Below are 12,411 nucleotides of genomic sequence, written 5' to 3' on the forward strand. Positions count from 1 at the left end.
TCACCTTGGAACTAACGAATACCCACCAAGTTGGCGAGCAAATTTACTTTCTAGTTCCCTTCCATTTTACATATTGATCTAAAAATACGATAGCTTTCTCAATAGCCTCTTCATCTGGCTTTAATTTTGCATGATGTAAACCATATTCTGAATTTACCCCAAGCCAAAACATAAATCCAGGAATCTCTTGAAGCATATAACCAAAATCTTCACCTGTCATTGCCTCAGTACATGTAATTACTTTCATATCAGTTTGTTCACTTACAAATTGCATAAACTCTCTCGTTAATGCTTCATGATTGTATACTTGATGATACATCGCTCCGTAGTCAATAACGGCTTCACATTGGAAGGAAGCTTCTATACCTGCAACAATTGCCTCAATCCTACTTTTAACACGGCTCATCGATTCCACTGATAACGTTCGGATCGTTCCCTCTAATCGAGACTTTTCTGCTATGATATTTTGAACTGTACCGCCTGTTATTTTTCCGATTGTAATTACTGCACTATCAAGTGGGTTTACATTACGACTAATAACAGACTGAAGCTGTGTAACAAGGTGACTAGCTGCGACAATCATATCATTTGCAGTATGAGGATAAGCTGCATGTCCACCTTTCCCCTTTAAATCAACATATAACTCTGATGTATTTGCAAATAATAGCCCCTCTTTTGTAGCAATTGTCCCTACAGGGTATTCAGGTGCAATATGAAGGCCGAGAATAATATTTGGCTTCCATTCTTTTAACTCTTCACTCTCTAACATAGGAAGAGCCCCTCCAGGCCCTTCTTCAGCTGGTTGGAATAGAAATACAAGGTCATCATCTATTCTTTCTGTTACAGCTGCTGTTAGGAGGCCTAAACCGATTGTCGTATGTAAGTCATGTCCACATGCATGCATCATTCCTTCATGAACAGAAGCGAACTCATATCCAGTTTCCTCTGTAATTGGTAAACCGTCTATATCTGCGCGATAACCTATAACTTTTTCTGGATTCCTTCCCTTTACTTTAACAATAACACCTGTTCTCCACACTTTCACTTCCACATGTTCATTCAAAAGCGTTCCTATGTAATCTAAAATATACTGTTGTGTTTTCCACTCTTTAAATCCAATTTCCGGTATTTTATGTAAGTCTCTACGAATTTGAACGAATTTGCTTACTACCATTTTTGCACCTCTATCTATAAAAAGCGTAAGAGCCTGTTTATGCTCTTACGCTTTTTTGTTTTTATTTCTCTGGGTTTAATTGACGAAGTTCTTGTTTAATTTCAGTTTTTGCTTTTGTCTTCTCATCAATCTCTTTAATTACACGTGCTGGAGTACCTGCTACAACTGTATATGGAGGTACATCTTCTGTTACAACAGCTCCTGCTGCTACAACTGCACCTTTACCTACTGTAACTCCCTCTAACACAACTACGTTAGCACCAATAACAACATCGTCTTCAACGATAACTGGTTTTGCTGAAGGTGGCTCAATAACACCTGCAAGTACTGCGCCTGCACCTACGTGACAGTTCTTACCAACAGTTGCACGTCCACCAAGTACCGCGTTCATGTCGATCATAGACCCTTCACCAATTACAGCACCGATATTAATTGTTGCATTCATCATAATAACAGCGTTGTCGCCGATTTCAACGTGGTCACGAATAATCGCACCTGGCTCAATACGAGCTTTAATACCTTTTAAATCAAGCATTGGAATTGCAGAATTACGACGGTCATTTTCAACAACGTAATCAACAATGTACTTGCTATTTTCATCTAGAATTGTCTTAATTTCAGACCATTCTCCAAATAATACACCAGACTTTTTATTTACAAATGCTTGTACCGTTTCAGGGAATGTTACTTCTTTTAAATCCCCTTTTATGTATACCTTTACAGGAGTTTTCTTTTCACTTTTTTGAATAAACGAAATAATTTCGTTAGCGTCCATCATTTTCATTCTTGTTGCCTCCTAAATCCATTTATAATGTTACTCTACCAAACGATAGGGCGAGTAGCAAGATAATAATCCTATTTTTCCATTTGAATTTCTTCTATAATTTCTAAAAATGCTTGTACTTGCTTCAATTGTCTAGCTGATTCACTCGTCAATAACCATGTTTCTCTCGTTAATTGGACAGGTGTTTTATACATATTTTCCTGTACTTCTTTTAGAACAGTAGAAGGTAAAAGAGCATAACCTATACCATTTAAAACGAGTTGTTTGCAAGTCTCAATTTGATCAACGACAATCGTTCTCTTAGGTGGATTAGAAAATAAACCATACCACCAATTTTGTATTTGTCCATAATAAGTCGAATCACTTTTAAATTGAATAAATGGTCTATTTGTTTCTTTTAACATCGAAATATCTTTTATTTCTTTATCCACTAAATAAAGTTCATCTTCAAATAATTGTTGCTTCTGGCCTTTATATTCTTGTGTTCCTCTCAATATAGCAACATGCACGTCTCCTTCATAAAATTGCTTTTGCACCTCACTACTCCAGCCAGTAAACAGCGATATTTTTACAGAAGGATATTTATGTACAAACTTCTTCAAAACAGGAGGAAGCCAATATTGACCAATAACTGATGCGACAGCTATTTTTAACGTCCCGTGAGTTTCTGTTCTAAAAACAGCTAGTTCACTTTTAATATCCTCTTCCCTTTGTAGCATTTCTTTTGCGTAATTTGCAACTTTTTCCCCTTCAGGTGTAATTGTCAATCCTTTTTGCGAGCGAATAAAAAACTTCATTCCCCATTGTTTCTCCATAGATTGTAATCGTTGACTAAGCGCAGGTTGTGAAACAAATAAACGTTCCGCCGCTTTTCTCATATTTGATTCCTGTGCTAACACAACCATCATTTGAAAATCATCAATTTGCAACTTTCTCCCTCTTTCCTTAGCTTCCATACACCTTATCTCAATAAGCTTTTCATCCGTAATTTAACTACATACGCTTATATTTTTTATCTTTTTAAATATAATACATACACAACTGATATGCACGAAAAAAAAGTGACTTCTTCGGTTCTATGAAGTCACTTTTCTCACATTATCGATTATGTTGCCTTACTTTTTTATTCAACAATTTTAAAATCGCTCGACGTGTTAAAATCCCCTCAAAATACCCATCTTCATTGACAGCGCAAATAAATGGATGATCAATAGTCATTTCTAATGCTTTTGCAAACGAATCTTCTAACTTAAGAACCGGAATATCTTTCTTCATTACTTGCTCTACTTTCATCTCTTCAAGTCTTTCAAACTCAATGCGTTCTAGCCCTAACATACCGTCTAAAATCATAGCAGTACTAATTAACCCGTGCAATTTGTACATCGGGTCCAAAACAGGTATCGCCGAATATCCAGATTTCACAAGTACGAGTAAAGCATGCTCTAAACCATTCCCTATTTGAACGTGTGCTACTTTTTCTGATGAAATCATTAAATCTTTTACAAAAATTTGTTGAAACTCGTCTTTTGGAATACTAATCATATTACATCCCCCATTTTCCCTTTTTCCTGCTTATAATCACCGGCTCTATTCACATTTTATGACAGCGTTTTCATATTATTATTTTGTCCTTACATTCTTTCAGTAAAAAACAAAATTACACAGCTATTTTAGCATATAACACAAAAAAAAGACTACCATTCCGGTAGCGCTTAATACCCTTTATTTTTTAATCTGTAAAATAACCTTGTGATTTTTTTATATTGCATCACGTCTGTCTTTTTTAAACCATTCTCGATATCTGTAAGTTCCACAGCTAAAATTTCACTCGCATAATTTTGCTGAAATAAAATATCTAGTAACAAACTTTCCTCTTCTTCCGTTAAAACAAAATCCCTTTTCATATACCCCTCTCCTTATACTCACATCGTTACCATTATTATATAAAATTTTCAGCCTATTTAATAGATGTAATATTCAGTTTTTAGTAGAAGAAATATATAAATTGTTTTTATTTCGTATATCGATTCGCATAACTAAACGCCGCATAAGCATCTGGCTTAATTTTTGCAGTTAATCCCATCGCTTGAATTTTCGCTGTCATATCTAGAATAAATTCTTTTGTTAAACCATCATTTCCGATATCTAAGTGAATCTCCATTATAAAACCAGCCCCATCTTGAGCATATGGATGCAATAAATCCCATATTGTTTGTATATGATTTGGAGTAAATAGGCATGCAATTTCTTGACTAAACTGCGTCTCTAAATATATTTTCTCACGTAAAGTTTCTGGCTTATCTTTTACTGATTGATGGTGTAAACACCCCCAGGCTCCTTTTCCAACGCGATGAATATGAATTGCCGTAATAAACCTCGTATCCTTTTGATGTGCTTGTGAGTCTGTCCCAATGGATAAACGATATAAATTTCGCGGATCCTTTTCAATAAAGTTACAAATACGGGTAAAGACCATATCAAAATTTAAATGTCTCTCTGAAACATTATAAAATTTATGTTCACCGGCCACATAGTCACGTCCTTTCAATTAGACAGACTTTTCGTATTCTCATTGTATGGGACAAAAACAAAAATTATAACTCCCTACCCTTTATTCGTTTCAATATTCCGAATTACATAATGGCAAACTTGGCACGTATAAATTACGTTTTGATTCGATTGAGCCGTTAGTACATGAATAATCTCAGCAGAATTGTGACAATTAGGACAAATCACAACTGGTAAACGTTCCATATAACACACCTCCTCACTATTTTCATCCCGCTATTTACTATCCGTCCTCAATTGGTGATGGATAATAAGCTGTATAGGACGAAGAAACCCTACTAATTACACTTTCACTTTATTACCATTGTAGGAAAAATGAAAAATCCTTATACATATATACTAAAAGTAATAGAACTAAAAAAGGTGTTGCCCCATGGCAACACCTTTTTTATATGTATCAAGAAATGATATCGTAAATCTCAATTGCAACCATGTCGATATTATCGAATTGATACACTTGAGGTTTTTCACCTTGTTGATACACTTCTAACTCATACATTTCACTTTTATCGAAAAATTTCACGCTACATTTGCGCTCACCGTTCACTTCAAAATAGCGTTGTGCTACTTCACCGCTTTCAGCTTGTTCTTGTAGACTAACAAGTCGAGTTAAAATTCCTTGGAGTAGAGACATGAAATCTCTCCTTTCTCTGATCTTCCTACCAATAGGTTTTACAGCTATACTCATTCTATCCGTCATAACAGAAAAAATGTTCCACACTCTAGGATAAAGGTTATTGGCCAGAAACTCAACTAAAAATTTGTCGAAATACGAAGGAAAAAACAGAAAGAACATCTTTTCCCTTCTTTATTGCGATTTTTATACTGGAAGAATATAATAAAAAACAATAAAAAGGAGGAATTGCAATGAAAAAAATTGAGGTTTACACACAACCTGATTGTCCGCCATGTGTTATTGTGAAAGAATTTTTAAAGCATAATAACGTTGTATACGAAGAGTTTGACGTAAAAAAAGACGCCGCTGCTCGCAATCGTCTTTTATATGACTATGATTCTTATTCAACTCCGACGGTTGTAATTGATGGAGAAGTTGTTGCTGGTTTTCAAATTGAAAAATTACAACAACTTCTTAATATAGAATAGGAATAGGTAAAGACCTATTCCTATTTTTATCCTGATATATTTTGGAAGTATGCATCTGATTGTGGCAAGTTCATATTAAACGGGATATGCCCCTGATTAAAGTTTCACTTTATAATTGTTGTAACCTTTTTATTTCAGTTAAAAGTTCTTGACTTTCATGATATCCAGCCAATTTCCACTTCCCTTGATCTCTTTGCAATGTTACAATTTGATATTGTCCACTTTTCGCCCGCTCATAAACATATAAAATTTTATGCTCTTCATCATATGACATTTTCGTTTCTGAATTAAAAGAAAATGGCGCTTCTTTTGCTGGAAGTAAATATTCACCACTTTGTTTATCACTTCTACTATTTTCATCTGTAAATACTTGAAGGAAATTCTCTGTAAAATATGGTGATAACGTTTCTATCATCTTATTCATCGGCAAACGCTTCCCACGAATTGAAAATTGGCTTTCATAGCCTTTTTGTATCGTTACAAACACTTCTTTCCGATCGACTTTCACTTCCTCTTTTCCTAAAACAGTTGTAACACTATAACCAACTAGAAAGGCAACGCATACAAATAGAACTAACCATATTCCATATTTTCTCATTTTTTCACCTTCCTTTTAAGAAAACTTGTCTTTGTAGTATTCATTGTAACAATGATTATGCAAAGAAAGGGCTGGTTTCGTTCGTAAAATCTTTACAACGATAGACAGCATTTTCGGCACCATTTTCACTATTACCAATTTATGATAAAAACAAACAAAAAATGCACGAATCTCTTCGTGCATTAAAATAAAACATCTTCTTCATATAAATATTCATACGATAAATCTATAAATAAAAAGTTTTCATCATCAATCGGGAAAGAAAATGTTCGTACCATCTCACCGGTTTCAATATCAGCATATAAATCTGAAAGTCTTGCCTTATTCTCAAAACGCATTTTCATAATATTCTCTAGAAAATACGGGCGCCAACTCCAGTTCTTCATATAATACTCAGGCATCACAATCCATTCCCCATCTTTTTTCATAACGTTTCCTGATTGTTGGAAACCATCTTCGTTACAAATAAATATACGAAAACTACATTGTGATACACTTTGGCTAAATTGTAATAACCAATCATTTATATCTTCATTCTTTTTCTGTTTGGCTAAAACATCGCCAATTCGATCACGTAACATTTCTGTTAAATTATAAATCTTTTGTAGTTTTTTCTTCTCATGTTGAATAAATTGATGACACTCATTACCAAGTCGTTCTTTCAAAACGTTCGTTTCAATAAAATCAGGTAAGCATTCTTTCAAATAATTCCCTTGATAGTACCTACCACCGTTTTTCCATGCATATTGTAATTGATAAAAAGCATCTATTTCTTCATATAACAATGTCGCACCAATTCTTCTAGCAAGTAATGATAAAGAATATAAAATATCTTGATAAGATTGTAAAAGTGCAGTTTGCCTTAAATTTGTTAAATCTACTTTTAAAATATCAGGTGCTAACACGCTAATACGTTCTAAATTACTTGTACCTGTTCCGACTTTATTAATCGAAATTTGAATACCATATGTACGATAATACATAAGCAAATGATTAAATTGCTCTATATCTTCTTTACATTCATGTTCTGTAATCTCTAAAACAATGTTTTTCAAATTTAAACCTTGTTTTTCATACATCAATAAAAGTTGAAGCAAACTTTCATCATCATCGTTCATTAATACGTTAGCATTTCGATGTATAAATAATAATAGTTTTTGATCACTTTCTAAATAACGATTTAAAGCTTTTTCTACTATAATGTTATCCGCTTCTAGTTGAAACTCACTTGGAATAGAGTCATCATGAAAGAAAGAAGCTAAACTTTGTATGCCCTCTTCTGTTTGAATACGCCCTACTACTTCATATCCAATTACAGTATGTTCATCAGCACTAAAAATTGCTTGATAATAAGGAAGGACTTTATCCAAGTTACTCATTACATCTAATGCATCTATCAACGTGCTTCCCTCCCTTTACTTTTCAAAAATTATAACATGATATTTACGGAAAAATAATAAAAAATCCCTTCAGTTTTCCTGAAGGGATTAGAGGGGTAAAATGCTAAGGGGAATTAGCAATTCTACTATGAAGAAAAAAGAGGTCTTAAATATAACGTATATATGACCTCTTGTAAACACTTTTCTTTCATATGTCACAATTCCGTCACATTTTTCTTATCCCTTTTAAAATGGATATTGATGTAAATGTTGTCCTCCATCCATTGTCATGCACGTTCCATTTATGTACGCAGCTTCATCTGAACATAAATAATAAGCTAGACCTGCAATTTCTTCTGGCGTACCCAGTCTTCCAAGCGGAACACTTTGTATCGTACGCTTAGCCATTTCTTCTGAAATCCATAATTTATCAGCACCGCCCGTACGTTCAATTGGTCCTGGCGCAATAGCGTTAACTCGGATTCCATATTTACGTCCCCACTCAACAGCGAGTGTTTTCGTCATTGCTAATACTCCAGCCTTCGCTGCAGCCGAATGAATAACTCCCGGACCTGCATCCCACGCATATGTTGCTACCATGTTAATGATATTTCCTTTTATACCTTTTTCAATCCAATATTTTCCGACAGCCTGGCTACAGTAAAATGTACCGTTTAACACAATATTAATAACCGAATTCCAGCCGTTCACGGATAAATCTTCTGCTGGACAAATAAAGTTTCCAGCTGCATTATTTATTAAAATATCAATTCGTCCAAACTTCTCATCAATCTGTTCAATCATTTTCTGAATATCATCCGTATTTCTTACATCCATTTGTACCGGTAATATTTGTCCTGGAAATTGTTCAATTTCCAATTTTGTTTCCTCTAGTTTTTCCTTTGTACGTCCTGTAATAACAACTCGTGCCCCTTCTTTTGCAAAACGAGTCGCCATTCCTTTTCCCATTCCACTCGATCCACCTGTTATAATAACTACTTTTTCTTTCATATATATCCCCTCCAAAAAATGAATACACATTCATTTTATCATTTTATTTAATAGAAATCTTTATATTTTTAAACTTTTCTGATATTTTAACGTAAAGAGATTTCTTTTCATTCGTTTTTTCGTAATCAATACTACTTTTTTATTATTTAAAATATATTTCAAATAAACTGAAAAGGAGGTTTGAGTAACCTGTAAATAGAGCGAACATATATGATATAAGTCAAATAGGTATACTCATATTTTTATGAAGAAAATTACAAGAAGAGATTTTTTAAAAACTGGAATGCGAACTTGTCTATATTCATTTATAACGACTAGCATCGGATACTATTACGCTAAATATATTGAGCCTCATCTACTCTCTTTTACAGAACATACACTGAAATCACAACTCATACCAAAAAGTTTTCATGGTATGAAGATTCTTCAATTCAGCGATTTACATCTCGGATACTATTTCTCTCTCCACCATTTATCTAAAATCGTTTCTAAAATTAATGCTGTAAAACCCGACATTGTTCTTTTTACTGGCGATCTCATTGATAATTATCAAACATATACTGACACTCCTTTCGTTGCATCCATTTTAAAAAATATACAAGCTCCCTTCGGTAAATTTTCTATTTATGGTAACCATGATCACGGCGGATATGGAACGGAGTACTACGAACACATCATGCGTGAATCTGGATTTGAACTATTACTAAATAGCGAAAAGAAAATCCGTCTGCTGGATAATAGTGAGATTTCCATTTTCGGTCTTGATGATATACTATTAGGCAAACCAAAAATAAAGGAGACACTACAGCGCGCTCGGAAAAACACTTATAACATTGTTCTTGTTCACGAACCAGATATTGCACCGCAAATCGCTAACTATCCAGTTAACTTACAGCTTTCTGGTCATAGTCATGGCGGACAAGTACAAATTCCTTTTTTGGGCGCTATTATTACCCCAGCACTTGCTAAAAACTATGTAGAAGGTTTCTATACGATCCAAGATTTAGCTCTCTATGTCAACCGAGGCCTCGGAAGAACTCGTGTCCCCTTCCGATTTATGTCAAAACCTGAAATTACGATTTTCACGCTCCAACATTCGTAATCATTCGCCTATTTTCTTACATATCCTTTCTTGTACGCGCTCATCCACGTTTCATTTACCATATGATAAAAGTGAGTCCAATAAAGGAGGTTTGTTCATGTATCCATATTATCAACCAATCCCAGTCCGTTCAGCACCTATTGGTCCAGTAGGCGACTCACGCTTCTTTCCATTTTTTGGAGTTCCATTTCTAGCTGGTATTGCTGGTGGACTGCTTGGCGGGGCATTAGCTTTCGGTCCTAGACCATATTACCCACCATATCCACCACCTTTTCCACCGCCAGCACCTTACCCTTGTTATGGTGGACCTTGTCAACAGCCATACTATTATTAATGTACCGCAACAATTCTACCAATGTTATTCCCTCTCTTAACCGATTCATAATCCATTAACATGCTTACAATAAAAACTATTCTCTCTACGCATGCTTCTATTTTGAGAACATACAATAAGTAGAGAACAAAGTAAAAACCTCTTTTTAAAAAGAGGTTTTTACTTTGTTCTCATTATTCGGCATCTGTGTTTTGATACGCCATCTTAAATAACTTCACTTGGCTATCAATCTCTTCTGCCCCATTATTAATAACATAATAATAGTCACCGTCTTTATTTTGTTCACGTGTTTTCACATTATCAGCTAAAGTAAGCTGTAAAATCGCCTTAATTCGTGCCTTCATTTCAATATCTAATATCGGGAAAGATATTTCTACACGTTTCTCCATATTTCTTGTCATCCAGTCAGCTGAAGATAAATATATTTTCTCTTCTCCATTATGATGGAAATAATAAATACGGCTATGTTCTAAATATCTCCCGACAACACTAACTACCCGAATATTTTCACTTACATTTGGAATACCAGGTCGTAGGCAGCATGTTCCTCGAACGATGAGCTCTACCTTTACTCCAGCTTGTGATGCTTCATACATTTTTTTAATGAGTGGTTTATCAGTTAACGAATTCATTTTAGCAATGATATATCCATTTCCATATTGCCTATGATAACGAATTTCTTCATCTATTAAATCGATAAATTGCTCTCTTATATCAAATGGCGCAACCGATAAATGATGAAAATGCGGTTTTGTTGTATAACCACTCAAATAATTAAAGAAATTTGTTGCATCGACCCCAAAGTCTTTTCGCGATGTAATATAGCCAAAATCGGTATATAGCTTTGCGGTTGCATCATTATAATTTCCAGTCCCAAGATGTACGAACCTTTCGATTTTTCCGTTTTTTCTTCTTACAACTAGTGTAATTTTACTATGTGTTTTCAAATGACTTACACCGTAAATAACATGACATCCCGCCTGTTCTAATTCTTTAGCCCAATGCACATTATTTTCTTCATCAAATCTTGCCTTTAATTCAACTAATACTGTCACTTGCTTCCCTTTTTCAGCCGCTACCTTTAGCGCCTGAATAATTGGAGAATCACCACTTACTCGATATAATGTTTGTTTAATTGCAAGTACATTCGGATCGTCTGCCGCATCACGAACAAAATCAACTACTGGCTGAAACGATTCAAAGGGATGATGTAATAAAATATCATGCTCAATCGCTTTTTCAAATACATCTTCTGCATCCCCTAAGTCTTGAGGCCGTTGCGGAATAAGAGCCGGATATACTAGATGCTCATATAAAGGAGCTAGTTTTTTATATAAAGAAAATAGACATGTTAAATCTAACGGTCCATCCATTATATACACATCTTCATCCTTTACTTCCAACACCTCATATAATAATGCTAATACTCTTTCATCAATATGCTCTTTGCCAACTTCTAAACGTACAGCAGCTCCCCACTTACGCTTTTTTAATTCTTTTTCAATTACCTTTAATAAATCTCTCGCACCTTCTTCGTGAATTGTTAAATCCGCATTGCGTGTAATACGGAAACGAGTAACAGATGATACTTTATATCCTGTAAATAATTTATGAGTAAAACTACTAATTACGTCTTCTAATAAAATAAATTTATGCTTTTGTCCTTCACTCGGTAAAAATATAAAACGTTCCAGTAGTGAAGGAACTTGTACAATTCCTAACTTCGTGCGGTTTTCTTCTTCCACTTGTTTCTCATCATATAAAAGAGTAGCTAAATTTAAACTTTTATTTAATAACATCGGAAATGGACGATATGCATCGATAGCAACAGGTGTTAAGACTGGGAAAATTTGTTCATCAAAATACTCTTCTATAAATTCTCTCTGTTCTTTCGTCAAATCATGGAATGTTAAACGCTCAATCCCCTCTAACTCCAGCGCTGGCAACACATAATTTTTAAACGTACCATACTGTACGGTCATTAATTCATGTGCTTTTATCGCAATTTTATTTAGTTGCTTTTTTGGTGTTAAGCCGGCCTTATTTTCTGGTTGGTTAAAACCGGCACTCACTTGATCCTTCAATCCTGCCACGCGTACCATAAAGAATTCATCTAAATTTGAGCTAAAAATGCTAATAAACTTTAATCTTTCTAAGAGTGGATTCGTTTCATCTTGTGCTTCTTGTAGTACACGTTCATTAAATGCTAACCAACTTAACTCTCGATTGTTGTAATAAGCTGTATCATTTAAATTTACTATATTCCCCTTCGATAATTCCATTCTCTTCACACTTCCCCTTGAAACTTTTTTACTATAATTTAGTTACTTTCATTTTAGCAAATTACAATATTATAA

General features: G+C 34.4%; 15 protein-coding genes. 3 read left to right on the forward strand and 12 right to left on the reverse strand.

Annotated elements, in window-relative coordinates:
• Positions 1-43: 43 nt before the first annotated feature.
• The 8 genes from PQF83_RS10515 to PQF83_RS10550 form a co-directional block, all read right to left on the reverse strand.
• Positions 44-1,174, reverse strand: a complete 1,131-nt coding sequence (locus tag PQF83_RS10515) for an N-acetyldiaminopimelate deacetylase (RefSeq protein ID WP_000261642.1) — start codon at positions 1,172-1,174, stop codon at positions 44-46.
• A gap of 61 nt (positions 1,175-1,235) precedes the next feature.
• The gene (dapD, locus tag PQF83_RS10520) at positions 1,236-1,958 is read right to left on the reverse strand and encodes a 2,3,4,5-tetrahydropyridine-2,6-dicarboxylate N-acetyltransferase (protein WP_000783248.1); all 723 of its coding nucleotides are present in this window, start codon (positions 1,956-1,958) and stop codon (positions 1,236-1,238) included.
• Between the two features lie 71 nt (positions 1,959-2,029).
• The gene (locus tag PQF83_RS10525; protein WP_001984809.1) at positions 2,030-2,914 is read right to left on the reverse strand and encodes a LysR family transcriptional regulator; all 885 of its coding nucleotides are present in this window, start codon (positions 2,912-2,914) and stop codon (positions 2,030-2,032) included.
• A gap of 142 nt (positions 2,915-3,056) precedes the next feature.
• Positions 3,057-3,500, reverse strand: coding sequence for a cyclic-di-AMP-binding protein CbpB (cbpB, locus tag PQF83_RS10530; RefSeq protein ID WP_000623568.1), 444 nt, complete (start codon positions 3,498-3,500; stop codon positions 3,057-3,059).
• 170 nt (positions 3,501-3,670) lie between these two features.
• Positions 3,671-3,862 (reverse strand): antirepressor AbbA, encoded by a 192-nt coding sequence (gene abbA, locus PQF83_RS10535; protein ID WP_000817428.1) that lies wholly within the window; start codon positions 3,860-3,862, stop codon positions 3,671-3,673.
• A 107-nt stretch (positions 3,863-3,969) separates the two neighbouring features.
• On the reverse strand, positions 3,970-4,488 hold the full coding sequence (locus PQF83_RS10540; protein ID WP_000896651.1) for a ribonuclease H-like YkuK family protein: 519 nt from the start codon (positions 4,486-4,488) through the stop codon (positions 3,970-3,972).
• Between the two features lie 74 nt (positions 4,489-4,562).
• On the reverse strand, positions 4,563-4,712 hold the full coding sequence (locus PQF83_RS10545; RefSeq protein ID WP_000440537.1) for a hypothetical protein: 150 nt from the start codon (positions 4,710-4,712) through the stop codon (positions 4,563-4,565).
• 211 nt (positions 4,713-4,923) lie between these two features.
• A complete protein-coding gene (locus PQF83_RS10550) occupies positions 4,924-5,160 on the reverse strand; it encodes a YkuJ family protein (protein WP_000055151.1) in 237 nt (78 codons plus the stop codon).
• A gap of 233 nt (positions 5,161-5,393) precedes the next feature.
• On the opposite strand from PQF83_RS10550, the gene PQF83_RS10555 reads away from it, so the two are divergent.
• A complete protein-coding gene (locus tag PQF83_RS10555) occupies positions 5,394-5,630 on the forward strand; it encodes a glutaredoxin family protein (RefSeq protein ID WP_000717880.1) in 237 nt (78 codons plus the stop codon).
• A gap of 109 nt (positions 5,631-5,739) precedes the next feature.
• Here PQF83_RS10555 and PQF83_RS10560 read toward each other — a convergent pair whose 3' ends face one another.
• The 3 genes from PQF83_RS10560 to fadH form a co-directional block, all read right to left on the reverse strand.
• A complete protein-coding gene (locus PQF83_RS10560) occupies positions 5,740-6,228 on the reverse strand; it encodes a DUF3993 domain-containing protein (RefSeq protein ID WP_001233820.1) in 489 nt (162 codons plus the stop codon).
• A gap of 182 nt (positions 6,229-6,410) precedes the next feature.
• Entirely contained in the window at positions 6,411-7,628 is a 1,218-nt protein-coding gene (locus tag PQF83_RS10565) for an EAL domain-containing protein (protein WP_000564304.1), read from the reverse strand.
• A gap of 225 nt (positions 7,629-7,853) precedes the next feature.
• A complete protein-coding gene (gene fadH, locus PQF83_RS10570) occupies positions 7,854-8,618 on the reverse strand; it encodes a 2,4-dienoyl-CoA reductase (RefSeq protein WP_000660909.1) in 765 nt (254 codons plus the stop codon).
• A 244-nt stretch (positions 8,619-8,862) separates the two neighbouring features.
• Between fadH and PQF83_RS10575 the strand changes: the two genes are divergently transcribed.
• Both PQF83_RS10575 and PQF83_RS10580 read left to right on the forward strand, forming a co-directional pair.
• Positions 8,863-9,720: a metallophosphoesterase gene (locus PQF83_RS10575; RefSeq protein WP_000724508.1), complete on the forward strand. Its 858-nt coding sequence runs from the start codon at positions 8,863-8,865 to the stop codon at positions 9,718-9,720.
• 97 nt (positions 9,721-9,817) lie between these two features.
• Positions 9,818-10,054, forward strand: a complete 237-nt coding sequence (locus PQF83_RS10580; protein WP_000283743.1) for a hypothetical protein — start codon at positions 9,818-9,820, stop codon at positions 10,052-10,054.
• A gap of 173 nt (positions 10,055-10,227) precedes the next feature.
• On the opposite strand, the gene PQF83_RS10585 is transcribed toward PQF83_RS10580, so the two are convergent.
• Positions 10,228-12,336, reverse strand: coding sequence for a polyphosphate kinase (locus PQF83_RS10585; RefSeq protein ID WP_000423563.1), 2,109 nt, complete (start codon positions 12,334-12,336; stop codon positions 10,228-10,230).
• Positions 12,337-12,411: the final 75 nt, after the last annotated feature.

The organism is Bacillus sp. FF-1, from assembly GCF_028548245.1.
Lineage (GTDB): Bacteria > Bacillota > Bacilli > Bacillales > Bacillaceae_G > Bacillus_A > Bacillus_A paranthracis.

Bases quoted from the DNA above. Each gene is read 5' to 3' on its own strand.
- cbpB (WP_000623568.1), bottom strand. From the start codon at position 3,500: ATGATTAGTATTCCAAAAGACGAGTTTCAACAAATTTTTGTAAAAGAT.
- PQF83_RS10555 (WP_000717880.1), top strand. From the start codon at position 5,394: ATGAAAAAAATTGAGGTTTACACACAACCTGATTGTCCGCCATGTGTT.
- PQF83_RS10525 (WP_001984809.1), bottom strand. From the start codon at position 2,914: ATGGAAGCTAAGGAAAGAGGGAGAAAGTTGCAAATTGATGATTTTCAA.
- PQF83_RS10545 (WP_000440537.1), bottom strand. From the start codon at position 4,712: ATGGAACGTTTACCAGTTGTGATTTGTCCTAATTGTCACAATTCTGCT.
- PQF83_RS10585 (WP_000423563.1), bottom strand. From the start codon at position 12,336: ATGGAATTATCGAAGGGGAATATAGTAAATTTAAATGATACAGCTTAT.
- PQF83_RS10575 (WP_000724508.1), top strand. From the start codon at position 8,863: ATGAAGAAAATTACAAGAAGAGATTTTTTAAAAACTGGAATGCGAACT.
- PQF83_RS10515 (WP_000261642.1), bottom strand. From the start codon at position 1,174: ATGGTAGTAAGCAAATTCGTTCAAATTCGTAGAGACTTACATAAAATA.
- abbA (WP_000817428.1), bottom strand. From the start codon at position 3,862: ATGAAAAGGGATTTTGTTTTAACGGAAGAAGAGGAAAGTTTGTTACTA.
- fadH (WP_000660909.1), bottom strand. From the start codon at position 8,618: ATGAAAGAAAAAGTAGTTATTATAACAGGTGGATCGAGTGGAATGGGA.
- PQF83_RS10550 (WP_000055151.1), bottom strand. From the start codon at position 5,160: ATGTCTCTACTCCAAGGAATTTTAACTCGACTTGTTAGTCTACAAGAA.
- PQF83_RS10580 (WP_000283743.1), top strand. From the start codon at position 9,818: ATGTATCCATATTATCAACCAATCCCAGTCCGTTCAGCACCTATTGGT.
- PQF83_RS10560 (WP_001233820.1), bottom strand. From the start codon at position 6,228: ATGAGAAAATATGGAATATGGTTAGTTCTATTTGTATGCGTTGCCTTT.
- dapD (WP_000783248.1), bottom strand. From the start codon at position 1,958: ATGAAAATGATGGACGCTAACGAAATTATTTCGTTTATTCAAAAAAGT.